Raw genomic sequence first — 23,332 nt, 5'->3', positions numbered from 1 at the left:
GAATGCCGGGTTACCCGCTTCGAAAAAAGTCGCCCAATACGACTGAGGCAAGAGCGTCGATTTAACGGCGCTTACGGACCACCGCCTCCTGCGCCGGTGTCAGCGTCGTGCGCAGCCGGTGCGCGGTGTGCGAGCCGTCGCTCACCGTCTCTCGGCGCTTCCACCGCCGGATCGTATCCTCGCTGACGCCGAATTCCCGGGCGAGCTCGCGCACCGGCTTGTCCGAACGCTGGATCTCCGCGCGGCGCGCCGGCGTGGTCGTGGCGTTTTTGTGCAGTCGAATGTTCACCCGGCTCCTTCCCTGACGCCCTCAATCAACTCGTGCATAACCTCGCGGCCTATCCACAATGCATATCGCGATGGATCTATGCAGTCGTCCGGGACCCGACACCAGCAACAGGAGCGGCTCGAGCTATTTCGAAAATTGGAATACGATCACCCGAGTCTCGACAGCTAAAGAACAAAAAAAGACTGCAGACTACCAGGACGCAGACAATAGCCAAGCAAGCACGATGAAAAAAGAGCACTCATCCCAGATACTATCTACCCTTTTCTAAAATCCTCAACATCCGCCTAGCTGGCGCATATCCTTGGTTCTTTGCATCTAACAATAGACGAACGGCCTTCTCTCTATTTTCCTCGACGCCACGACCACTGAGGTACATATTCGCCAAACTGGTTTTCGCGGGCGCGAATCCTTTTTGCGCAGAAAGAGACAACCACTTTAACGCCTCTGAATAATTCTTGTTAACATGAACCCCAAGAAGATAAAATTCCCCTAAAGTGTGTTGCGCTTCCACATCGCCAGCCTTCGCCTTATCCTCCAACTCTTTAATTCGCCCCTCATAAGCATCATCACCACCACCTATCTCTTCTAAAGCAACAAACCCCTCCTTCCCGCTTTCATCGCTCGGCTCTAACTCTTCCAATTGCTCCCGAGAAATATCCTCATACACTCGACGCAATACTTTCTTAACCTCTTCGTCTTTAATTATTGGGTTTGTCACCAACCCCGAAACCACAGGCAACACTTTATCCCTGCTCACCCCTTTTTCGTGTAAGCGCTCCAAGGACCAAACAGCGCGCAAAGCCACAAGTCGATGTGGTGTCTTGGCTATCTCTTGGAGCAACTCTATTGATTCCAAATCCCCTACAGCTGCCAGCGCGTCTGCCGCATTTGACCTAACAACCCAATTACGACTGTATGCTTTGTCTTTGATATACGAAACATATGCGCCACCGGCTTCCTTTCCATTTTCTAATAGTATTTGCGCAAGCACAAGCCGCACCACCGGATCGCTGAGTACCTCATAGCGAGCCCCCTCTCGTTCTTCTGAACCACGCCTCCATAGATTTTCTAGGCACTCTAGCTGTTTCTCCTCCCCTCTGCTGCCCAGCTCTTTAACAGCAGCTCGCATTTCATTTCTTCCTGAGGCAGACTCCAGCTTACTAAGTGCAGATGGCGAAACATCCATCAAAGATGGGCAAAGCAATTGGTCATCACTTAATTGCGCACCCACGTCGGCAACCAACCACAGAGGCACAGTTGCAACTGCAACGACTAAGATTTGGCACCGATTAATTCCCATTTAACCATCACGCTTGCAATCAGGGGACCTATCTAGGTCGACGAAGTGGAGGAAGGTCATCTGGCTCAAATTGTGGCTCAGGCGCCCCCAACTCAAACACCGGACCTTTATAGCTTACGGAGTATTCTCCGTCGCGCTTCCAAACGCTATCAACGTACTTAAACCCATATGTCTCATCAGTGAGCTCCCCACATTCATCGTAACAACGTAGCACCCCCCAGTACCCACGCCTGAACTTGCGCTCCCAATAACCTTCAAAATAGTATGTTCTCTGGCACAATAAAAAGAAGTCCACGGGTGGCCCGGCATTCAGACTAGGTGCCCCCGACCCAATCCCAGGACGATCAGGTTTAGGTGCCGGCGCACAGAACAGACTTGACCACTCCTCAGTGATATTAACGCGCCGCTCATTTGTCCGACTCAGTTCGGGATCGCCTTGAGGGTTGAATATGCACTCGCCCCGAAGTCCCATTGAATCGAATATTGATAGCGGGTTTCCCCAAGCATAAGCATACGTATTCATGCCCCCCCCACAATCCAACCGGATCGCTACGCGTGTACTCACCGAGTAACGGCATATAGTACCGAAACCCGTTGTAATAGATTCCGGACTCTTTGTCGAAATATTGCCCCGGGAAACGAAGCGGCATGATATAGCCATCACCGTCCGAATCCGCATTCGCGCCGTCCTGCCCAAAAGGCGTGCTCCGCCACCGCCAGACGACCGTCTGCTCCGCATCCGTCACCGCCCGCGGCGTGCCCAAGTGATCGGTATGAATGTAGCCGATGCCGGTGTCACCGAATACCGCCAGCGGCGCGCCGTCAAGGTAAGCGTATTCGCGGATGGGCGTGCCGTCCGGCTCGTATTCTCCGACGAGCTGGCCACCGGGGCCGTAGACGAAGTGGGTGGTTTTGCCGTTCACGGTCTTGCGGGTGCGCCGGCCTTGGCCGTCGTAGCCGTAGGTGGCGAGTCGCTCGCCGTCGCGGGTGACTTCGACGAGACGGTTCTCGACATTGTAGCGGTAACGGTCGTTGCCCCGGCGGATGATATTGCCGTTGGCGTCGTGCTCGATGGCGACGGCGGTGCCGTCGTCGATCCGGGTTAGCCGATTGCTGGTGGGGTCGATCATGTAGGTCTCCACCTCGCCGTCGACAATTCGCTTCGTCCGGTTGTGCACACCATCGTAAGCGTAGTCGAGCTCGCCGTAGCGGCCCGTGGCATCCGTCAACCGGTCGAGGGCGTCGTAGTCGAAGGACTGGGCGTTGGCGGCGCCGATGCGCGTGATGTTGCCGGTCGGGTCGTAGGTGTAGGTCCGGTCCATCACCCCCGGAATCGTCAGCTCGGTTAGTTGGTAGTCCTGGTCGTAGCCACGCGTGAGCGTTAGCCCGTTGCCGTAGGTGAGGCCGGTGAGGCCGCCGAAGGGGGCGTGGGTCACGTCATTGGCGAGTACGACCGTTGCCCCATCGTGGCTCGTCGTCACCTGCTCAATGTTGCCGACCGCGTCGTAGCGGTAGGTGAGCGTGCGCCCGCTGGGATAGGTGACGCCGGTGAGCCGGTCGGCGGCGTTGTAACTGTACTCGACCGTGTAGGACGTGCCCCCAGTGGTGCGCGTCATACGCGCGATTCGTCCGCGGGCAGTGTAGTCGAAGCGCGTGCTACCCGTGGCGTCCTCGATCCGGGTCAAGCGGCCGATGCCATGGCTCGCCATCTCCTCGTCATAGTGCAGGCGGACGTCCTGGCTCGGGTCAGCGACGTAGTGGATGCCCGTGATGCGATCGAGAGCGTCATAGGTGTATTCGGTGACCTGCCCCTTGGCGTCGGTGCGGCTCGTGGCATTCCCGGCGTCATCGTACGTGTAGGTGGTCACGCCACTGTCCGGGCTCTCCCGGCGCACGAGGTCGCCCGCTTCGTCGTAGGTGTAGCGGGTGGTGTTGCCACGGGCGTCGGTGACACTGGTGAGGCGATCCTCGTCGTCGTAGGCATACCCGGTTTCGCCACCGAGGGCGTCGGTGCGTTGGACGAGGCGGTCGAGGGCATCGTACGCCTGATACGTGTGATGGCCTCTGGCATCGATGATCTCGGTGACGTTGCCGTTGGCGTCGTGCTTGTAGTGCGTGGTCTGCCTGGCAGCGCCGATGCGCTCGATCAGTTGGTCGAGGTGGTCAAAGACCTGGCGCTGGCGGTAAGCGAGCGTGCCGCTGGCGTCGGTGATGCGCGTCTCGGTGCGGTTGCCCGCAGCATCGAGCGTGTAGGCGATATGGTTGCCGGCGGCGTCGGTGACGCCGACCAGGCGGTGGGCGGCGTCGTAGTCGAAGGTGAGAAAACTGCCGTCGGGCTGCTCGAGGCGGGTGATCTCGCCGGTGGCGTCGTAGGTGAAGCGCGTCGTGGCGCCGGCGACGCTGCGGCGCACGAGCCGGCCGCGGGCGTCATAGGCGAGCGTGGTCGCCACACCGTTGGCGTCGATCACCCGCAGCGGCCGCCCGGCGGCGTCGTGCTCGGCGATGGTGACTTCGTGGCCGAGGGCGTTGGTCACGCGGGTACGGTTGCCCGCGCTGTCGTAGGCAAAGTGGGTGACGTCCTGCACGTCGGTGCGCGGGCCATCGACGCTCGTCACTTGGCCGAGATCGTTGTAGGTGTAGCTGCGGCTGCGCTCGACCGCGGCACTCGCCGCCGTGGCCACCAGCGCCAGGCCCAGCACGAGCGCGGCGGCCACGCGGCGCGTGAGGTCCCTCTCCATGTCCGATTCCCTCCGGTTGTCGTTCGGTTACGGGCGCGCGCGCACCGTGCGCTCGATGAGCCGGCCGTTGGCGTCGTAGCGGTAGTCGATCACCCGGTCGGACTCGGTTACCCGTACCGGCTCGCGGAAATCCGGGTGCCACTGCTTCGTAGTCACCCGTTCGGCGCTCGTGCCCGCCGCCTCCACCATTCGGGTTACCAGCCCCCGGTCGTTGTACTCATAGGTCGTCGTGTGGCCCTGCCAGTCGGTCTTGGAGGCCACCCTGCCTTCCGGGGTGTAGGTGTAGGAACGGTTCGCGGCTGCGCAGTGCTCGGTAGGGTGACCTTCGACCTCCGTGACCCGGCGAAGTCCGTGAATGGTGGCGAGATGAAGCGTTGATTGCTTCCCGTGCGGGTTGGTTACCGTGACCCTAGGATCGCGGTCGTCATTGAGGTATTCGTAGTCGAGCGTATAGCGTTCGACACCATCGGCATGCTCGGAGCTGACTGCGCGCCCCTGGTCGTCGTAGCTCCATGTCGCGAATCGCTGACCGTTCCTGTCAGTTATTCCCGTAAGATGCGTAGGATAATCAGTGTTCTCGTAATGATACTTACGAACACTGCTTCCCGAACCATCCGGGTAGGTCACCGAAACCAAACGACCGTCGTCATCATAGTTGTACCGATAAAGGCGCCCCCCCGGAGCCCGCACCACCGAAACACGCCCAGCCTCATCGTATTCGAACGTCATCGACCATTGCGTTGGCCCCTCGACGGCAACCAGTAGTCCCGCTTCATCATAGTGCAGTGTGTGGGAGGCACCCTCGCGATTGGTCACGGATAGCAGGCGGCCACGCTTGTCATAAAGCTCGACCTCATCATTGGCGGTGACGTAGCGATAGCCCTCCCTCGTGGAGGTGAGCGAACCACGTATGTAGGGCGGCAGCTGCCATTCATAACCGGGTGGTACCGTGTCCACACTCCACTCTGTCGGCGCCGAACCGGTACCAATCTCTTTGCCATCGGCACGGACCAGATGAAGGCGAACGCAGCTCTCCCCATCGCCGTCGTCGCAGACACTGTGCTCGGCGACGAGCACCTTACGCTCATAGGTATGGCGCCAATGAGCGCCCATGGTGCTCGGTCGCGCATGCCGGCTGTTGTAGCTTCGCTCGAAGCGCAGAGGAAATGGTCCGGTAAGTACAAAATCAGTGTCGTGCTGATACTTGTTGCCGACGGCAACGTTCATCGGGTTTCCCTTCCCAGTCTCGCAGTCCGGCTCACCCGCATTCACGGGATCGAACGGCGTCTCGCAGTAGAATTCAAAGACCCAGGGTGTACCGGTTTGTCGGCGTCGGACGCGCCCCCCATCGGGGCAGTAGTAGGGTCGATACCGAAAGACCTTGAAGTTTTGCCGAAACACATGCGCGTTGCTACATTTGTCCCCCCTGCCAGGCACGCCGTATTCGGCCAAGTATTTCTGTTGCTGACCCTCCTGAGGGTGTTCAGGCTCATAAGGTGGGCAATTATGCTGCTTCTTGTCAGCTAACCATCCCGAATTGCTAAGCAGGCGGGCGAAGCACTGTTGGTCGCCCCCGAGCCGCTCCAACTTTCTCTGCACCCAGTAGTCGGGCGAAGTTGTGCAGCCAACCTCGGGATCCCATTTCCCCTTACGGTATTTCCAATCACCGGGTATAGCCGGAACGTGCGCCGCGTCGGCGTGTACCGGCACGTGTACCGGCAGTAGAATCCCAAGTATTACGGCTGCACTTGCAGCCCGTACTCGGCCCGCCATGTACACCCGATGCGGATTCCTGCCTGTTCCTTTCACTCTCATTCCTTCCTTTCCCTGGACTTGTCACAGAACCATCCAATCTTCCCTGCCGAAAGATGTCGCCACTTGACGGGTGAAACTAACGCCTCGCAGCCGTCTGCCCTATTCTGCCGAAGCATTCGCCATTTCGCCAGACAGGCTGTATGAAGGTATCGAGAACTGGCTGATCATAGCTGTCAGGTCCCGGAACAGCTCAGAGTGTTCCACGAACCACGCCGTGAGTGTCCGCCCTTGCGGGCCTTATGTCTTTGTGGTGTCTCTACCTTCCCGGTCTGGTGCCGCCTCCCTCGGTCTGGTATAAATAGCGCGATAACGTTCTGCCGGGCCCGGTGCCCGCTCCGCTGTCCAGGCGGGGTACGCCGACGGCCGTCTTTATCGCCTTCAGGCGGTCTCCATCTTGTCCGGCAGTGTTCCCAAAGGCGGGTTGTTCGAGGTTTTCGATGCGTTCCGTCGCTGACCGGATCCGTCACGCGGTGTGTTTCGAGTTCATCGGGGTGATCATTGTCAGCCCCCTCGCCGGCTGGCTCTTCCATGCGGAGATGCACAAGGTCGGTATCCTGGCCATTGCCATGTCCCTGGTCGCCACCGCCTGGAACTACGTCTACAACGTCTGGTTCGACCGCACGTTGCTGCGCCTTCGCGGCCGGGTGCGCAAGACCCTCGGCGAGCGGATGATCCATGCCCTGGTCTTCGAGTTCGGCATGCTGCTGTTCACCCTGCCGCCGGTGATGTGGTGGATGAACTACGGCTTCGCCCAGGCGCTGACCATGGACGTCTCGCTGATGGTTTTCTATCTCGTCTACACGTACGTCTACAACCTGGGGTACGACGCGCTCTTCCCCATTCCCGAGCCGGAGAGCTCCTACTCCCGGTAACCGTAATGGCCGCCCGCTGCACGCGGGCGGCCGGCTGCTCACGCCGGACGCGCCACCGCGGGGACGAAGCCGCTCAGATCCACCTCCTCAGGCCGAATCACCCGCTCCTGCTCCGCGGAGCAGTACAGCGCCATCAGCATCTCCACCACGGCCAGGCCATCGTGGAATGTCTCGATGGGCACGGTGCCGGCGCGAAAATGCTGAACCATGTGCCGATTCTCGCCGGTGTAGCCGTAGATCCCCGCCTCATCGTCGAGCACCGGCATCAGCCCCTGCTCCGCATTCTGCTTCTCCACCAGGTCCTCGCCCTCGCTGCCGGTTACCTCGCGGGACATGAATACCTTGAGTGGCGCGTTGATCGAGGAGAACTCCATGGCGTACTCAGGGCCGAACATCTCAAGATTGATGCGCAGCCCCGCGCCGACGTAGGACCACGACGTGGTCGCCTCGATGATCACCTCGTTGCCGTCCGGGTCCGCCATGATCAGGTTGCCGCGGGCGAAGTCCTCCGCCGGGCGCTTGAGGTAATCCACCTCGTTGCCCATGCGCTGCTGCAGCGCCCGGGCATAGGCGGGGCGGGTCCACTTGAGATTGGCGACGGTGCCGTTGGCCGCCTTGAACGCCAGCTCCGAGCGGTCCCCCCCCGGCGAAGTCAGCATGTAGCGGGCCACCTCCACCGAGTGACACATCATGTCCGAGAGCACCCCTCCTCCCTGAAGGTCGCCGCGCCAGAACCACGGCTCGTGAGGGCCGGCGTGCTCCTCCGCCGCCCGCGCCAGGTACGGCCGCCCGGTGGCCGGCACCGCCCGCCGCCAGATGATCTCCTTGCCCCGCTCCACCGCGGTGGAGAAGACCTGATTCTCCAGGTAGCCGTGATTGAGCTCGGCGGCCTCGGCGAGCCGCAGCATCTCCCGCGCCTCCGGAATGGTGCGCGCCAACGGCTTCTCGCAGGCGACCGCGAAGATGCGCGAACGCCCGCCGGTGATGCAGTCGTGGAGCGTACGCATAACATCCAGCCGGGTATTGTTGGGCGAGAGAACCCACAATGCGTCCACGTCGTCCGCGCAGCATAGCGACTCCAGCGAGTCGTGCGCACGGCAATCCCCGAGATCGAGACGGGCGCACTCGTCGGCGAACGCACGGCGCTTGGCCGCGGTGGGGCTGTACACGCCGGTGACCACCACGTCGCGCACACCGATGAGCGAACGCAGGTGGAAATGGGCGATGAAACCGCTCCCGACGAATCCCACGCGAAGGGGCTCGCCCGCATTCTTGCCACGCATGGCCGTACTCCTTTTGCTGTCGTCAAGTTTTACTGGTCACCAGCTCCGCGGTGCTGGCGCGGGGTACGATCCGGGTCGGCATCACTTCGTCCGCGACCCCCACCGGCTCCCCGGCGAGCTGGGCGGCGAGCAGCTCCAGCGCACGCTGGCCGATCTCCTGGCGGGGCTGGGCGACGGTCGTGAGCGGCGGCGAGAAATTGCGTGCGAAGACGATATCGTCGAAGCCGACCACCGACAGTCCGGCGGGAACCTCCACGCCCGCCTCGCGGGCCGCCGCGATCACGCCCATGGCCATCTCGTCGTTGGCGCAGAACACCGCGGTCGGCGGCGGCTCGAGCGCCAGCAGGCGGGCGGTGGCTTCGCGGCCCGCCGCCATGGAGTAGTCGCCGCGTACGATGAGCGCCTCGTCGCCGGCCAGGCCGGCATCGGCGAGCCCCGCACGATAGCCGTCGAGCCGGTCGCGGCTCATCAACTCCGGCGTGGGTCCGCTTACGTGGGCGATGCGTCGGTGGCCGAGTCCGGCGAGATAGGCCGTCGCCTCCCGCGCCGCGGCGACGTTGTCGATGCGCACCGTGGGCAGCCGCACGTCCTCCAGGTATTCCAGCGCGACGACAATGGGCACGCGTGTCGAGCGGGCGGTTACCCGGAAGCCCGGCGGGAGCTTGCCGGTCATGAGGATGAGGCCGTCGGCACGGCGTTCACGCACCATGTCGAAGTACCAGCGCTCGCGCTCGGCGTCGTTCTCGGTGTGACCCATGAGCACTGACAGCCCACGTTCCCGCGCCGCCGCCTCGACCCCGCGAAATATCTCCAGATAGAAGGGATTACCGATATCGCGCACCACCAGCACTACTGTGCCCGTGCGCTGGGTGCGCAGGTTCCGACCCAGGCTGTTGGGGACGTAATCGACGGCATCGATGGCCGCCTGCACCCGCTCCCGCGTCGCCTCGCTCACGCGATCCGGCTGCTTGAGCGCACGCGAGACCGTCGCCGTGGAAACCCCGGCCCGCCGCGCGACATCCGCGATGGTCACCTTGGCAGCCATACCGGCTACCCTCGCAACCGCCGCTGGCGGCCATAGACCAGCATGAGCGCGAGCAGTACGCCGCCGAAGACGATCTGGCGGCCGTAGGCCTCGAGCTGCAGCGTGGTCAGTATGGACTGCAGCAGGGTGAGTACGATGGCTCCCGCGACGGTGCCCGCATACCCACCGATGCCGCCGGCCAGCGAGGTCCCGCCGATCACCACGGCGATGATGGACGGCAGCATGTACTGCTCGCCCACGCCGATGAAGCTGTTGCCGGTGTAGCCGAGGACGAACGCGCCGGCGAGTCCGGCGAAGGCCCCGGAAAGCCCGAACAGGCTGGCACGGATCACACGCACGGGGATGCCGGACAGCGCGGCGGCCAGGTCGTTGCTGCCCACCGCATAGACCCGGTAGCCGAATCGGGTGCCGCGCAGCAACCCGATCACGCCTGCGGCAACGATCGCCCACAGCATCACGACGCCGGGAATGCCCAGTGCCAGTGGTTCGCTCACCAGGGCAACGAGCAATGGTGCGGCGTCCCCGGAGGGCACGCCACTGGTGATTACCACCAGCGCCCCCTGGATCACACCCAGCATGCCCAGCGTCATGACCAGGGGCGGGATACGGAATACCGTGACGCCGACGCCGTTGACTAGCCCCACGACGCCGGTCACGGCAACCGCCGCCACGAGTCCGGGGATCAGCATGAGGTTACTGCCGTCCATGACGTTGCCCGCCATGACCGCCCCCAGGGACACCAGCGCGCCCACCGACAGATCGATGCCCTCGCGCCCGCCGAGAATCACCAGATTCTGCCCCGCCGCCACGGTGCCCAGAATCGCCGCGATGGTGAGCTGTCGCAGGATCTGGTCGGCACTCGCGAACCCGGGCGACAGCCACTCGCCCACCACCAGCAGCGCGACGATGATAACGCCGGCGACGGCCAGGGGATGCGTCGCGAGAGCGCGGACACGCTCGCCGCGTGGCACATCCGCGCCCGGACTGACAGGTTCGACTCGCTCGCTCATGCTTGCCTCGTCATCGCCGCGCCACGAACACACCCAGCGCCAGGGCCACGAGCACAATGAGCCCCTGGACCAGGTTCTGGTACTCGAACGGCAGGTTGGCGAAGAAGATGATGTTGTTGATGAGCACCAGGATCACGGCGCCGAAGACGGTGCCGAGTGCCCCGCCCACCCCGCCGGAGAGCGCCGTGCCTCCGAGCACCACCGCTGAAATGGAGCTCAATGTGAATGCCTGACCGATCAGCGGGTCGCCGGTGGCGGTGTCGCCGGTGAGGCAGAAGGCCGACAGTGCCCCGAAGAGCCCGCACAAGGCATAACCGTTGATGCGCGCCCGGCGCACGGGCACTCCGCTTTGAAACGCCGCCTCCAGCCGCCCGCCAGTGGCGAGCAGACGCCGGTGGTTGCGCGTGCGGGCGAACACGCCGATCCACACCAGAGCGGCGGCGGCGACCCATAGCGGCACCGGCAGCCCCATCCAGGACCCCGCGTAGCCGCGCCAATAGCCCTCCGGCACCGGCGCCCCCGCCTCCGGCAGCACCCACAGGGCGAGACCGCCGAAGACGATGCCGGTGGCGAACGTGGTGACGATGGGCTGAAAGCGCAGCCCCGCGATCAACAATCCGTTGGCCAGGCCACAGGCGAGCCCCGTGGCGAGACCGGCGAGCATGCCGAGGGCGATGCCCGCGCCGCCGCCGACCATTCCCATCACGGAGACGGCCACCACGTTCACCAACGAGATCACCGCACCGATGGACAGGTCGATATCGCTATTGAGGATCACGTAGGTCTGGCCCACGGCGACCAGCAGCAGCGGCAGCACCGTGCGCAGGTTGGAGACCAGCACCGGCGCTTCCAGCAGATTGCCCTGCAACGCGGCATTGATGGTGAACAGCACGACTGCCGCTACCGCCGCCACCACCCAGGGGAAGCGCCGTAACACGGCGAACCATTCGCGGGAGTGCACCGCCACCGCCGTGCTCATGCCGCCTCCCCGCCGTAGGCGGCCCGGTAAAGGGCCACCCGGTTCAGGCTGTCGCCGGCGAGCTCGTCCACCACCCGGCCGCCGTTGAACACCAGAACCCGATCGGCGATGTCGAGCAGCTCGGCGTCGTCGGAGGAATAAAAGACGATCCCCACGCCCTGCGCGGCCAGGCGGCGGAGAATGTCGTAGAGATCGGCCTTGGCGTTGAGGTCGATACCCTTGGTGGGATCGTCCAGGAGCAGCACCCGCGGACGCGCGGCCAGCCACCGGCCGATCACGATCTTCTGCTGGTTGCCGCCGGAAAGCGAGGTGACCGGTGCCGAATAGCCGGCGAACTTGGTGCGCAGGGCCTTCACCGCGCGATCGAGCTCGCCGCGCAGGCGACCGTGGCGCACCAGACGCCGCCCCTCCCGGGTGAGCAGGGCGCTCGCCAGGTTCTCGAACACATTGCGCGCGGGGAAAATGCCGTCACGACCACGATCCCCCGAGATGTAGGCGAGCCCCGCGCGCACCGCCTGCCCCGGATGCCGGCCCGCGAGCGCCCCGTCGGTCCCCGCCACATGGCCCGCGGTGCGCCGGTGCGCGCCGAACAGCGTGCGCAGCAGCAGCGACTGCCCCTGGCCGTGGAGCCCGCCCAGGCCCAGGATCTCGCCGGCAGCGAGCTCGAACGACACCGGCGCGAGCCCCGCGGCGGTGATCTCACGCACCGAAAACACTGAAGCCCCCGTCGGCGCGGGACGCTCCACACGGGAACCCGCGGCCGCCGGCTGGGCGCTCTCGCCCACCATGGCGGTCACTACCGCCTCACGGTCGGTATCGGCCACATCGCAGGTGGTCACGGTGCGGCCGTCGCGCAGCACGGTGATGCGGTCACCAATGGTGAAGAGCTCGTCCATGCGGTGGGAGATGAACACGATGCCGTGACCGGCGCCGCGCAGCTCGCGGATCACCGAGAAGAAGACCGCCACCTGACGGCGGTCGAGAGCGGCCGTGGCCTCGTCGAACAGGATCACCGGCGGGCGGCGCGCCAGTACCTTGAGGATCTCCACGATCTGGCGTTGATCGGGGCTGAGGTCCGTCACCGGGCGATCGGCACGGAAGCGCTCACCGGCCACACCTTCGAATGGCCGCATCAGCGCCTCGGTGCGCCGACGCATGGCCGCCTCGTCGACGAACCCGAGGCGGGTGCGAGGCTCACGGTCGAGAAACACGTTCTGGGCCACCGTGAGCTGGGGGATGAGACTCAGCTCCTGGTAGAACACGCCGATCCCCGCACGCTCCGCCTCCGCCGGCGACGCGAGCCGCAGAGGCTCGCCGTCGAGGCGCATCTCGCCGTCGTCCGGGGCGACGGCACCGGCAAGGCACTTGCACAGCGTGCTCTTGCCCGAGCCATTCGCGCCGATGAGCACGTGCACCTCGCCCCGGCGGAGGTCGAAGTCGGCGCGGTCGAGGGCGCGCACGCCCCCATACCGCTTGCACAGCCCATGGGTTTCCAGCCAAGCCATGGTGATTCGCTCCGGTTACTGGAAGAAGCGCTCTTCGGCCTCGTCCGGCGACAGCCGGCTGGTGACGGAATAATAGCCGGGCTTGCCCTCGACCTGCTGGTAAACCTCGTCCAGGTTCTCGTCGTCGATGAAGGGTACGGGCACGTACAGGGCGTTGCCGTACTTGCCCTCGAAGACGTCTTCCTTGAACTCGCCCCCCATCAGGCGCAGCACCGCCACGTTGAGGGCGCTCGCCATCACCCCCGGCGGGTTCACCGAGGCGCCGGAGGTGAGGTCCTTGTCCCGCCAGAGCTCGAGGAAATCCTTGCGAATCTCGCCGGTGGCGGCGATCCCGTCGGCCTTGCCCGCGTTCATGATCGCCCGCCAGGCGCCGAAGGCCATGCCATCCTGCACCCAGACGCCGTCGATATCGGGGTAGGTGGCGAGCAGATTCTGCATCGCCTGCTGACCCTGGGCCTGGTCCCAGTTGGCGTTGACCTCGTTGAGAACCTCGATGCCGTCGTAGTCCGAGAACACCTCGCGGTAGCCGGCAACGCGCATCTGATTGGCGGCGTGCCCGGCCACGCCGTTCATGGCAACGATCCGGCCCTCGCCGTCCAGGGTTTCCGCCAGCCAGCGCGCCGACTGCCGTGCCCATTCGGTGTGGTCGATGCCCACGTAGATCGCATCGCTGGAGGACACTTCCGCGTCCGTCGCCACCACCAGCGTGCCGCGGGCCTTGGCCTGGGCGAAGACGGGGTCGAAAGCGGTGGGACTGTTGGGGTTGATGATGATGGCGTCCACGCCGCGGTTGAGGAAGTTGCGCACGTGGGCGATCTGCCCCTGAACGTCGACGTTCGCGCTCTGGACGATGACGTCCACCTCGACCCCGCGCTGCGACCAGGCCTCGGCCGCCGCCTTCGCCTCGTCGATCATCTGGGTGCGCCATTCGCTGCCCACCCAGCCGTTGCTCAGGCCGATGGTGTAACTCTCGGCCGCCGCGCCGGCGGTGAATCCGCCCATCGCCACGGCCGCCGCTGCGGCAAACCAGTGCTTCCAGGCCATCGCTCTCCTCCTCTCGGGCTCGTGGATCGGTTTTTCTTCGACTGCCGGCCGAACCGCTTTTCGCTGGAATGTAATCGATTACATTCCAGCACACAATAGTCCGTTCGTCAGTGGGTGCAGGGCCGGAAAACACCATCGCATTCGCCGGCAGGCCGGAAGCACGATCGCAGCTCGGGCCGCCCAACGCCGGTTTCCGGAACCCAACGCGCGCTCCCCTGCTGGCTTAGCGGAGGTCGTAAGCTATGCTGGGCGGCGGAAAGTCACCGCAACCGGGAGAGAACCCATGAACCGCGCCCTCATCCTGTCCGAAGACGCCGATGTCTACCGTCGCCTCATCGAGCAGGCCGACCTGCCCGATCTGGAGATCCGACAAGCGACGACGGCGGAGGAAGGACGCCGGGCGGTGACCGACTGTAACATCGTGCTCGGTAAGCCGGCCCTGGTGGCCGAAGCGCTCGCCGACGCCAACGCCCTGGACTGGGTCCAGTCCACGTTCGCGGGTGTGGATGCCCTGCTCGATGAAGGGCTGCGCCGCGATTACACGCTCACTGGCGTCAAGGATGTCTTCGGCCCATTGATGAGCGAGTACGTCTTCGGGTGGCTGATCGCCCTCGAGCGTCAGTTCTTTCAGCTCCGGGCGCAGCAGCGCGAGGCTCGCTGGCAGCCCCTCGACTACCGCGGTCTCGCCGGTCGCACCATGGGCATTGCCGGGCTCGGCTCCATCGGCAAGCACATCGCCAGTACCGCCAACCACTTCGGGCTCGACGTCATCGGTTACAAGCGCAGCCCCGGCGACGTGGTGGGGGTGACACGTGTCTACGCCGGGGACGAATGGCACGCCTTCCTGGAGCGGCTCGACTACCTGGTGCTGACGTTGCCGGATACGCCCGAAACCCATCATCTCCTGGACGCCGAGGCCCTGCGCCACCTTCCGACGCACGCGTGGGTCATCAACGTCGGCCGCGGCCCGCTCATCGACAGCGACGCCCTGGCGCAAGCGCTGCGCGATCAGCGCATCGGCGGCGCCGTGCTCGACGTCTTCGAAACCGAGCCCCTGCCCACCGACTCACCGCTGTGGCAGCTCGACAACTGCTACGTAACACCCCACGTTGCCGCGGAAAGCTTCCCTGAGGACATCGCCGATATCTTCCGCCACAACTACGCGCGCTATCAGACCGGCAAGGAGCTGGACTATGTCATCGACTTCAAACGGGGCTACTGACGGGGGATCGCTTCAGCGTCAGTTCGGCCGGCAGGCGCTGCGTGCGCCGCTGGTCACGGAATGGTTCGACGCCGTGCGGCTGCACCACGGCACCAGCGTCGCCGATCTCGGCTCGGGCCCGGGCTATGTCTCACTGCGCGCCGCCGAACGCGTGGGCGAGCACGGCCGCGTCTACGCAGTGGACGAATCCGCCGAGGCGATCGCCATGCTTCAGCGCACGACGGCGCTGCACCACCTCACGCAAATCCATGCCGTGCACGCCGACGTCGCGAGCCTCACCAGCCTGCCCGGTCCGGTAGACGCGGCGCTGCTGGTGATGGTGCTCCACCATGTCGACGACCCCGCGGGTGTGCTCGCCCACGTCCACGGCCTGATTCCAGAGGACACGCGGCTGCTGGTCGCGGAGTTCGCCCCGGACGGGCCCGGCCGTGTTGGCCCCCCGCTGGTCAACCGCCTGAGCCCGTCGGCGGTGCGGGAGATGGCCGTCGCGGCGGGCTTCGACACTGACCTGGAGGAACGCCAGAGCGCCGAACACTGGTTCTGCGTGCTCACCCCGGCCTGAACCGACGTTCGGAAAGCGACGGGGCCCGAGAGGGCCCCGTTCGTGTACCGGCTCGGCCGGCGCGATCACCGGCTACGCGGCGTCAGGCGCCGCAGTCAGCGCTGCCAAGCGCCTCCCACGGGCCATTCTGACCAGAGCCAGGGGTCTCGCCCTTGGTCCACCACTTGGCACGGTACTCGGTACCCTCGTAGACCACGACGTCACCCGCCGTGTAAGCGATGGTGCTGTCCCAGGCTTCGCAGCTCGCGCCGTCGCCATCACCCGAGTCGCCCCCGCCGGTGTCACCGCCGCCGGAGCCATCATCGCTGCAGGTGGAATCCGAGACGACTTCCCAGACGTTGCCGGAGCCGGGCTCGTCACCCTTGGTCCACCACTTCGCGCGGTACTCGGTGCCCTGGTACATCACGGTGTCGCCCCCGGAGTACGCCACGTCGGCGCTCCAGGTCGCCGGGCAATTGCCGCCACCATCACCCCCGCCGGGCGTGGTGACCGTCACCGTGACCCGGTCGCTGTCCGACTGCTTCCCGTCGCCAACGCTCACACGGAAGATGAAGTCGGTCTCCGCCTGAACCTCAGGCACCTCGACACTGGGCATGGCCGTGTCCGCCCCGGAGAGGGTCGCCGAGGGGCCGGCCTCCTGGGTCCAGCTATACGTCAGCGTATCGCCGTCCGGATCGCTGGAGCCGCTGGCGTCCAGATCCACGATCGCCGGTCCCTCCACCGAGACCTTGCTGCCCGCGTCGGCGAGCGGCGCCCGGTTGCCCGGCTCCGTACCGCTGCAGTGACTCGCCCCGAGGAACTGGTAGTCATGGGGGCCGTAAACGGTCTCGCGCACCTGGGTGGCATAGCCGTTCGCGTCGGTGGCCAGCACCTCGGTGTCCACCGCACCGGCATAGTGCTGGGTGAAGTCGTAGTAGCCGCCACCGTCGAGCTGGTTGCAGACCGCGGCATTGACGGCATTGAGGATCATGCCGTTGTCGGTCTGCGCCTCCCACACGAACAGGCCGGCGAGATCGTACTCCTGGACCAGGTCGCCCTTGGCGATCACCGAGCGCGGTGTGTCCATGGAGTGCACGGTCGCCACCTTGTTGCCGTCACCACTGTGGTCCGGGCGTGGCTTCCAGACATAGGCGGCGTCGGCCTGGCGGTCATAGTAGAGCCAGTCGCCGCCGTTGGGCGCGATGAAGTTGTCGTAGACATCACGATAGTCGGCGACCCCCGGCTCGAAGGTGCCCTGAATGCCGAGCTTCGTGTCGCCACCGTAGGCGCCCCACTCCTGCGCGGTGCCGTGCCAGGGCATCTTGTCGTGGGCATCGTCGACCTTCACATACTCCCAGCCCCGGCTGTACGAGGCGGCGCCCACGGCGAGCTTGGACATGGGGAAGTCCGGATAGAAGCGCTGGATGGTCTTGATCGCCCCCTCGACGCTGAAGCCCTCGACCTTCTCCCGCTTGTTGATGCGCTCGCCGTCGACCTCGACCGTGTTGCCGATCTCGTCGGTGGCATACTCATCGGCCGGTGCCTCGTCATAGGCCCCCATCACCGGCTTGGCACGCACGCCGGTCTGGTGGCCCGGATCCGCGCCCCAGGCGCCGAAGAGGTCGTAGGTCATGACGTTCACGAAGGTGAAGTCATCCTTCAGCCGGGAGAGGTCGATGGCCGCGATCTTCGCCGGATCCGTGGAAATGGCCGCGGAGAGCTGGAAGTCCTCGCCGAACTCCTCGGTGAGCCGGGCGCGCAGCTCTTCGACGAGCTTGACGAAGTTGTCCCGGTCGGCGGCATAGCCGCGAGTCAAGCCACTGGAAAGACCGGCACCGCCGGGAAACTCCCAGTCCAGATCCACGCCGTCCCACAGGCCGTCGGAAGCGCGCACCGTCTCCACCACGGAGTCGATGAACGTCGACCGCCACTGCGGATCGCTGACCATGTCGTAGAACGGGTCCGAGAGCGACCACCCGCCTATGGAGAGCATGGCGTTCAGGTGCGGGTAGCGCGCCTTCATCTCCCGCATGGCATCGATGGCGTGGGGCTCGGCGAGGTAGTCGTACTTCGAGATCTCGAAGTCCTGCTTGCGCTCCACCACGCCCAGGTCCACCAGATCCGCGGAGCGGGAACCGTCGAAGGACGGCGCCTCACCCTGGCCGCAGGAGGCGCGCATGGTCTGGAACGCGTGGGAGTCGGTCTCGCCGTTCATGGTATCGAGACCGCGATTGCCGGTGGCGCCGTCGCGGTTGTAGTCACAGACACCGTAGAACGAGAAGAACAGGTGGGTAATGTTCTTCGCGGCGATGAGATCGAACGGATAACCCCGCTCCCAGTAGCCCCACTCGCCGGCATAGAGTCCGACGATCTTGCCGCTGGAGGTCACGTCGAACGGCACGTGCCGTTCCTTGGAGGCATCCCAGTTACGCTCGGCATCGGTGATCCGCTCGCCCTGGGTGTAGTTGAGATTGCCCTCCCAGTCAGTGCCGGTGGGTGTCGCCGTGTAGACGTGATAGTCGTAGGGACGGAAGCCGGCGAAGTCCTTGTCCGGATCCTGGTGATCCCAGTCCCAGTCATAGAAGAGCTTGGCGTGGACCCGGTCGCCGGTGTAACGGGTGGGATCGCCGTCGCCCTGTACCGAAAGGCTGCCGCTCGCCACCGCGCCGGAGGCATCCTGGCCCACCTCCGTCTCGGTAACGACGTCCGCCGCCTGAGCGGCCCCCATGACGGACGTCATCGCGCCCGCAACGAATAGCGCCAGATGGCGTTTGCACTTCTGCATCGTGCACTCTCCTCTTGTCGTCTCCATGACACGGCCGCCTCCCCGCGGCCGCTCCCGGGCCCGTCGAAAGGCCCTTCTGCCCCGCTCTGCGGGGGCGCCGGCGCCGTCTCGTCCATGGTTTTCCGTCGGCGCCGGATGATCGGTTTCTCGCTCGGTCCTCCCTATGGCCTGCGGTGTGGGGTATGCCCCGGCGCCGCCGGGGCATCGCCGTCCGGTAACCGCGTCAGCCGCGGTGGTAATTCACGCCCAGGCGGTCGAGCTGCACGCACCAGCGCCGCCAGCGCGCCTTGAAATCGGCGAGCGACGGGCGATCGCCCTGGCACCACCCCACTTCCGCCAGCGCCGCCAGGCGCGGGAAAAGCATGTAATCCATGCGTGCCCGGGTGGGGATGAGCTCGGACCACAGCGCCGCCTGCACACCGCGGATGTGCCGCCGCTCGGGGGCGTCGTCCGGCACGTCGGCGAGTGGCTGCCAGCGGTGGACCTGATCGAGGGGCAGCTCACCCGCCCACCACAGCCCCGGCTCGGCGGGATCGTGTGACTGCGCCAGGTCGAGATAGGCGTACTCACCCGGCTGGAGAACCACGTCGAAACCCTTGCGCACCGCCTCCAGACCGGCCGCCTCACCCGTCCAGGGAAAGACCACGGCGCCACGGGCCAGCGCGTCACCGTGCATGGCTTCCTCCCAGCCCATCAGGCCGCGTCCGCGCGCCGCGAGCATGGACTGGAGCCGGCCCATCATGTAGCCCTGCAGCTCACGGGCTTCGGTAAAGCCCAGCCGCTCCATGAGCGCACGGCAGCGCGGACTGCCGGACCACGCCCCTGCGGGCACCTCGTCGCAGCCGACATGCACCCAGGGCGCCGGAAACTGCTCGCAGACCTGATCGAGAACGTCTTCGAGTAGCCGCCACGTACCCGGCAATGCCGGCGAGAGCACGTTGTCGGGGTAGTTCTGCACCGAGCGGTACGCGGAGCGATCGTCCTCGTCGACGAGCACCTCCGGCAACGCCTGCAGCGCCGCCCGGCAATGCCCGGGCAGGTCGATCTCGGGAATGACGGTGATGCCCAGCGCCCCGGCGCGCTCGACCACGGCAGCGACGTCCGCGCGGGAATAGCTGCCGCCATGACGCTCGGCGCCGCTGAAATACTGGCCCGGCTGCACCTCGCCTTCGCCGCGCCAGCCCCCCCGCCGGGTGAGCTCCGGCCAGGCGTCGATCTCCAGGCGCCAGCCTTCGTCGTCGGTGAGGTGCCAATGGAAGACGTTGAGCTTCAGCCGCGCCATGTGCTCGAGCAGGCGAAGGATGCGCGGCACCGGGTGGAAATGGCGGCCGCAGTCGAGCATCAGCCCCCGATGCAGGAAACGCGGCGTATCGGCGATGTGAAGCCGCGGTAACCGCCAGCCCCCCTCCGGCCGTCCATCGGTGGCCGCGGGCAGCAGCTGCAGCAGCGTTGCGACGGCGTTGCGGAATCCTTCGCAGTCCGCGGCGGTCAGGGTGACACCGTTCGCGGCCACTGCCAGTCCATAGTCGCCTGCGGCGCACTCGTCGTCGGTGACAAATCGCACCGGCGCCGTTGCCCGGCGTGGCGGAACCTCCCCCGTGTGTGCGGCAAGCGCCTCGCAGAGCCAGTCGGCGGCGGCGGTCGCCGCTGTCGCCTCAGCCGCGACACCCGCTGCCGGCTGCAGGTGATAGTCACCGGCATCCCGGTTGATCGTCGTCGGCCAGGGAATCAGCCCGAGCTCCGCTGCCGCCGGCAACGGCTCTGCCGGTACCGGCTCGCCGGGTGGCGGCTGCCGGCGCACCGCCAGGGGAATCGTGAGGGCGGTGTCCGCCTCGACCAGATAGGCTGCCAGCGGCAGATCGGTGACATGGCGCATGGGCTCGCATGCCATCACCAACGTAACCGCCAGCTCTCCCTGGGCGGGCACCGCCCGCTCCAGCGCGAACCGGCAATGGCTGCCGATGTGGCTCTCCAGCCGAAGGCCTTCACAGGCGGCAGCGTCGACGTGCCTGAAGATGGTCAGGTGCAGACGCCCGTCCTGTAGGGCCCGCCCGAGTGTGTGGCCGATGGTGAGGACGACGCGCACGGCACCGTCGGTGTTGTCCACCACTCGGGCATCGAGCCATCCCCTGGTGGGGTGGGAGACGGCGTTCAGGTTGGGAGCATCGATCATGAGGCCTCCTTGCGCAATGGCGACTGCCGGGCGCTACGCCACCTCGGCGAGCACGGCCGCGAGCAGATACCAGGCGGCGTGGGGCAGCCACTGCTCGGTCCAACGCCAGTTCCAGGCCGCGTCACTGCCGTAGGGTTCCGGGGCGAAAACTATGTCGTCCTCGTCGACCACCCCCGCCGTCACGCCGTTGCAGATACCACCGGGGTAATTGGGAAAAGCGTCCAGATACGCCACGTTGTGGCGCCCGTGGCCGTGGAGCATGCAGACATCGAAGGGATTGAGGCCGAGCACCCAGTCCAGGCAGGCGCCCGCGTACTGGCGATAGGCGAGCGCTTGCTCACCGTCCGTACGTTCCCCGGCGAGCAGGGCCATGGCGGCGAGCGACGCCAGGCGCGCATTCTCGCCCTGCCACCAGTACCCCGTCTCGTTGTCGTGGGGAATGAAGAAGCGTGTCTCCACGGTGGCATTGACGGCCTTCACCGCCTGGCGGGGGTAGCGGTAAGGGTTCGCCACCTCCGCCGTGCGCGCGAGCTCGTCGTCCACCGCCGCCAGGGCCACCGAGCGCAGGCGCGCCGCCTGGTCCGACGCCGAGGCGTCGGCCGCCCGCAGCAATGCGATGGCGGGCATGCCGGCGTCACAGGCGTGGAAGAACGGCCGGCGCCCGCTTCGATCCGCCTGCCAGAAGAAGGCTTCACCGGCGACGGCCCGGCCCAGCACGCGCTCCGCCCAGGCCGTCGCCTGCTCGGCGTACCACGCATTCTCCGTGGTCCGGTAGAGCTCGTCGGCGGCGATCAGCGCGCAGTACTCGTCGAGTAGATTCTCCTCGCCATCGTCCAGGTAGGCGCGGTTGTGGGCGAGCAGGTCGTCGTAGGCGCAGCGCGCGGCGTGGAGGTAGTCGTCGGCGGCGAACGCCCCTCCCCCGGCAAGACGCGAGGCCGCGGCGAGTGCGGCGACGGCCATGCCGCCGCCCTGGCGGAAACCCGCCTGCCAGGCATCGGTCTTGCGGCCATCCGGGCCGGCATAGGCACACAACGCGCGCTCGCCGACGTCCTTCGACCAGCGGTCGAAGAGCGTCATGTAGAACGGTCCTTCCGGCGCGCGCATGCGCACCAGGAAATCCGCGCCGTGACATGCCTCCTCGCGCATCCGTTCGCCCAGCCGCGCGGCCGGTTCACCGCGTCCGTCCAGGCGCTCCGCGGACAACAGCAACGTCCATACCGCGAGCGGCGTCTGCTGCGGGTTGAAGTAGTTGGCGTAGGAAAGGTGACTCAGGTACTTGCTCACATCGCCGGAGGCGTCGTACCAGCCGCCGCGGGCATCCACGCGGCGATCCTCGCTGCCTACCACCGGCACATCCGCATCGGCGCGCTCGAAGCGGCCGCTGCAGCGCTGGGACTTGAGGCCGAAGACAACATCGGAGACCGTGCGCCGTCGCAGCAGACCGTCCGTCACGGAAAACACCGCCGAGCGGGAGAGCACGCGCCCCTGGGAATCCTCCAGCACCAGCGACCACTCGCCCGGTTCCTGCCAGTCGTCGAAGCGCACTTCGCTGGCCGCCCGCACCGACCAGCCCGGCGTTGCCGACGCTTCGGGCAGGCGCCAGCGCCGGTGCACGCCGGCATCGGAAGCCGGTGCGATGGCCACACGTGCCCCCTCGGGCGCCCCTTCGACCAGCGCGCGCTTCGGCCCGCGGCGCTCGTAACCGAGATGATTGACGCGAATCCTCATAATCCGCCTACTCGCCGTAGAGGTGGCAGCGCACGTAGTGCCCCGCCGCCACCTCGGTAGTGCCGGGCATGACGTCGTGACAGGCCGAACGCGTGTGCGGGCAGCGCCCGGCGAACGGGCAGCCGCGGGTCTGCGGCGTCCACAAGGGGATTTCCCCCTTCTCCCCTTCCAGACGCTCGTGGATGCTGCGGTCCGGATTGGGCACCGCCGAGATGAGCAGCTGTGTGTAGGGGTGCTGCGGATTCTGGATGACGGACTCGGAGTCGCCCCACTCCACCATGTGGCCGACGTACATCACCGCGACCTCCTCGGCGAGATAACGCGCGGTGCCCAGATCGTGGGTGATGTACATGAGCGCCAGGCCGCGCTCGTGCTTCATGTCCTCGAGCAGATTGAGGATGCCCGCGCGGATGGAGACATCGAGCATTGACGTGGGCTCGTCGGCGAGCACCACCTCAGCGTCCACCGCCAGGTTGCGCGCGATGTTCACCCGCTGGCGTTGCCCCCCGGAGAGCTGATGGGGGTATTTGTCCGCGGTCTCCACCACCGGCACCAGACCCACCTGGTCCATGAGGTCATGAACCCGCTCGCGACACTCCCGCCGCCCCGAGACCTTGCGGTGGAGTAACAGCGGCCGGGCAATATGGTGGTAGATGGTGTGCGTCGGGTTGAGCGAGCCGAAGGGGTCCTGCCAGACCATCTGCACCGAGGCGCGATAGGCGAGTGACGCGCGCCGGCCACGGATGCTCGCGATGGAGCGCCCGCGGTAAGTGATCTCGCCCTCCGTGGGCTGGTACATGCGCGCGATCAGCCGCGCGGTGGTGCTCTTGCCCGAGCCGGACTCGCCCACCACCGCCAGCGCGCGGCGCTTGTGCAGGGTGAACGAGACATCGTTCAGCGCCCGCATCATCGGGCGTTTCAACCCATTGGTATGGAGCGGGAAATCCTTGATCAGGTTGCGGGCTTCGAGCACCGCGTCGTTGTCCCTGGCCTGTTCCATCGC

Annotated in this window: 16 protein-coding genes and 1 pseudogene; 3 read left to right on the top strand and 14 right to left on the bottom strand. The window is 65.8% G+C overall.

Going from position 1 to position 23,332, the window contains the following annotated elements; all coding sequences use genetic code 11:
- Nucleotides 1-64 precede the first annotated feature (64 nt).
- The 4 genes and pseudogenes from ACPEES_RS11470 to ACPEES_RS11455 form a co-directional block, all read right to left on the bottom strand.
- A pseudogene (locus ACPEES_RS11470) lies at nt 65-289 on the bottom strand (helix-turn-helix domain-containing protein); the annotation flags it as partial.
- A 250-nt stretch (nt 290-539) separates the two neighbouring features.
- Entirely contained in the window at nt 540-1,589 is a 1,050-nt protein-coding gene (locus tag ACPEES_RS11465; protein ID WP_435103623.1) for a HEAT repeat domain-containing protein, read from the bottom strand.
- A gap of 407 nt (nt 1,590-1,996) precedes the next feature.
- Nucleotides 1,997-4,327, bottom strand: a complete 2,331-nt coding sequence (locus ACPEES_RS11460; RefSeq protein ID WP_435103622.1) for an RHS repeat-associated core domain-containing protein — start codon at nt 4,325-4,327, stop codon at nt 1,997-1,999.
- A 27-nt stretch (nt 4,328-4,354) separates the two neighbouring features.
- A complete protein-coding gene (locus tag ACPEES_RS11455; RefSeq protein WP_435103621.1) occupies nt 4,355-5,554 on the bottom strand; it encodes a DUF6531 domain-containing protein in 1,200 nt (399 codons plus the stop codon).
- A gap of 1,025 nt (nt 5,555-6,579) precedes the next feature.
- Between ACPEES_RS11455 and ACPEES_RS11450 the strand changes: the two genes are divergently transcribed.
- Complete coding sequence (locus ACPEES_RS11450) at nt 6,580-7,014, top strand: PACE efflux transporter (RefSeq protein WP_435103620.1); 435 nt, start codon at nt 6,580-6,582, stop codon at nt 7,012-7,014.
- 38 nt (nt 7,015-7,052) lie between these two features.
- Here the strand turns inward: ACPEES_RS11450 and ACPEES_RS11445 are convergent, their stop codons facing one another.
- The 6 genes from ACPEES_RS11445 to ACPEES_RS11420 are packed head-to-tail and all read right to left on the bottom strand — an operon-like array spanning nt 7,053 to nt 13,880.
- Nucleotides 7,053-8,297, bottom strand: coding sequence for a Gfo/Idh/MocA family protein (locus tag ACPEES_RS11445; RefSeq protein WP_435103619.1), 1,245 nt, complete (start codon nt 8,295-8,297; stop codon nt 7,053-7,055).
- Between the two features lie 22 nt (nt 8,298-8,319).
- On the bottom strand, nt 8,320-9,342 hold the full coding sequence (locus ACPEES_RS11440; protein WP_435103618.1) for a LacI family DNA-binding transcriptional regulator: 1,023 nt from the start codon (nt 9,340-9,342) through the stop codon (nt 8,320-8,322).
- A 5-nt stretch (nt 9,343-9,347) separates the two neighbouring features.
- Entirely contained in the window at nt 9,348-10,352 is a 1,005-nt protein-coding gene (locus tag ACPEES_RS11435) for an ABC transporter permease (RefSeq protein ID WP_435103617.1), read from the bottom strand.
- 10 nt (nt 10,353-10,362) lie between these two features.
- Complete coding sequence (locus ACPEES_RS11430) at nt 10,363-11,331, bottom strand: ABC transporter permease (RefSeq protein WP_435103616.1); 969 nt, start codon at nt 11,329-11,331, stop codon at nt 10,363-10,365.
- Nucleotides 11,328-12,836: a sugar ABC transporter ATP-binding protein gene (locus ACPEES_RS11425; protein WP_435103615.1), complete on the bottom strand. Its 1,509-nt coding sequence runs from the start codon at nt 12,834-12,836 to the stop codon at nt 11,328-11,330. The genes ACPEES_RS11430 and ACPEES_RS11425 overlap by 4 nt, the downstream gene beginning before the upstream one ends.
- A gap of 15 nt (nt 12,837-12,851) precedes the next feature.
- Nucleotides 12,852-13,880, bottom strand: a complete 1,029-nt coding sequence (locus ACPEES_RS11420) for an ABC transporter substrate-binding protein (protein ID WP_435103614.1) — start codon at nt 13,878-13,880, stop codon at nt 12,852-12,854.
- Between the two features lie 283 nt (nt 13,881-14,163).
- Here ACPEES_RS11420 and ACPEES_RS11415 point away from each other — a divergent pair, with 283 nt between their 5' ends.
- The gene (locus ACPEES_RS11415) at nt 14,164-15,102 is read left to right on the top strand and encodes a D-2-hydroxyacid dehydrogenase (RefSeq protein ID WP_435103613.1); all 939 of its coding nucleotides are present in this window, start codon (nt 14,164-14,166) and stop codon (nt 15,100-15,102) included.
- Nucleotides 15,074-15,664 (top strand): class I SAM-dependent methyltransferase, encoded by a 591-nt coding sequence (locus tag ACPEES_RS11410; protein ID WP_435103612.1) that lies wholly within the window; start codon nt 15,074-15,076, stop codon nt 15,662-15,664. The genes ACPEES_RS11415 and ACPEES_RS11410 overlap by 29 nt, the downstream gene beginning before the upstream one ends.
- 82 nt (nt 15,665-15,746) lie before the next feature.
- Here ACPEES_RS11410 and ACPEES_RS11405 read toward each other — a convergent pair whose 3' ends face one another.
- The 4 genes from ACPEES_RS11405 to ACPEES_RS11390 all read right to left on the bottom strand — a co-directional run bounded on the left by ACPEES_RS11405 (nt 15,747) and on the right by ACPEES_RS11390 (nt 23,329).
- Nucleotides 15,747-18,428, bottom strand: coding sequence for a glycosyl hydrolase family 18 protein (locus ACPEES_RS11405; RefSeq protein WP_435103611.1), 2,682 nt, complete (start codon nt 18,426-18,428; stop codon nt 15,747-15,749).
- 223 nt (nt 18,429-18,651) lie between these two features.
- Nucleotides 18,652-20,601 carry a beta-N-acetylhexosaminidase gene (locus tag ACPEES_RS11400; protein ID WP_435103610.1) on the bottom strand — a complete coding sequence of 650 codons (1,950 nt, stop codon included), beginning with the start codon at nt 20,599-20,601 and terminating at the stop codon, nt 18,652-18,654.
- A gap of 33 nt (nt 20,602-20,634) precedes the next feature.
- A complete protein-coding gene (locus ACPEES_RS11395) occupies nt 20,635-22,329 on the bottom strand; it encodes a glycoside hydrolase family 9 protein (RefSeq protein WP_435103609.1) in 1,695 nt (564 codons plus the stop codon).
- Between the two features lie 7 nt (nt 22,330-22,336).
- Nucleotides 22,337-23,329 carry an ABC transporter ATP-binding protein gene (locus ACPEES_RS11390; RefSeq protein WP_435103608.1) on the bottom strand — a complete coding sequence of 331 codons (993 nt, stop codon included), beginning with the start codon at nt 23,327-23,329 and terminating at the stop codon, nt 22,337-22,339.
- Nucleotides 23,330-23,332 lie beyond the last annotated feature (3 nt).

The organism is Arhodomonas sp. AD133 (assembly GCF_051195215.1).
Lineage (GTDB): Bacteria > Pseudomonadota > Gammaproteobacteria > Nitrococcales > Nitrococcaceae > Arhodomonas.
The sequence above is the reverse complement of the archived record's forward strand: the minus strand, read 5'-3'. Positions and strand labels throughout refer to the sequence as shown.

Coding starts and splice junctions, on each gene's coding strand:
- ACPEES_RS11430 (WP_435103616.1), bottom strand. CDS start 11,331: ATGAGCACGGCGGTGGCGGTGCACTCCCGCGAATGGTTCGCCGTGTTA.
- ACPEES_RS11390 (WP_435103608.1), bottom strand. CDS start 23,329: ATGGAACAGGCCAGGGACAACGACGCGGTGCTCGAAGCCCGCAACCTG.
- ACPEES_RS11440 (WP_435103618.1), bottom strand. CDS start 9,342: ATGGCTGCCAAGGTGACCATCGCGGATGTCGCGCGGCGGGCCGGGGTT.
- ACPEES_RS11420 (WP_435103614.1), bottom strand. CDS start 13,880: ATGGCCTGGAAGCACTGGTTTGCCGCAGCGGCGGCCGTGGCGATGGGC.
- ACPEES_RS11445 (WP_435103619.1), bottom strand. CDS start 8,297: ATGCGTGGCAAGAATGCGGGCGAGCCCCTTCGCGTGGGATTCGTCGGG.
- ACPEES_RS11460 (WP_435103622.1), bottom strand. CDS start 4,327: ATGGAGAGGGACCTCACGCGCCGCGTGGCCGCCGCGCTCGTGCTGGGC.
- ACPEES_RS11400 (WP_435103610.1), bottom strand. CDS start 20,601: ATGATCGATGCTCCCAACCTGAACGCCGTCTCCCACCCCACCAGGGGA.
- ACPEES_RS11395 (WP_435103609.1), bottom strand. CDS start 22,329: ATGAGGATTCGCGTCAATCATCTCGGTTACGAGCGCCGCGGGCCGAAG.
- ACPEES_RS11415 (WP_435103613.1), top strand. CDS start 14,164: ATGAACCGCGCCCTCATCCTGTCCGAAGACGCCGATGTCTACCGTCGC.
- ACPEES_RS11465 (WP_435103623.1), bottom strand. CDS start 1,589: ATGGGAATTAATCGGTGCCAAATCTTAGTCGTTGCAGTTGCAACTGTG.
- ACPEES_RS11410 (WP_435103612.1), top strand. CDS start 15,074: ATGTCATCGACTTCAAACGGGGCTACTGACGGGGGATCGCTTCAGCGT.
- ACPEES_RS11425 (WP_435103615.1), bottom strand. CDS start 12,836: ATGGCTTGGCTGGAAACCCATGGGCTGTGCAAGCGGTATGGGGGCGTG.
- ACPEES_RS11450 (WP_435103620.1), top strand. CDS start 6,580: ATGCGTTCCGTCGCTGACCGGATCCGTCACGCGGTGTGTTTCGAGTTC.
- ACPEES_RS11455 (WP_435103621.1), bottom strand. CDS start 5,554: ATGAACGTTGCCGTCGGCAACAAGTATCAGCACGACACTGATTTTGTA.
- ACPEES_RS11405 (WP_435103611.1), bottom strand. CDS start 18,428: ATGCAGAAGTGCAAACGCCATCTGGCGCTATTCGTTGCGGGCGCGATG.
- ACPEES_RS11435 (WP_435103617.1), bottom strand. CDS start 10,352: ATGAGCGAGCGAGTCGAACCTGTCAGTCCGGGCGCGGATGTGCCACGC.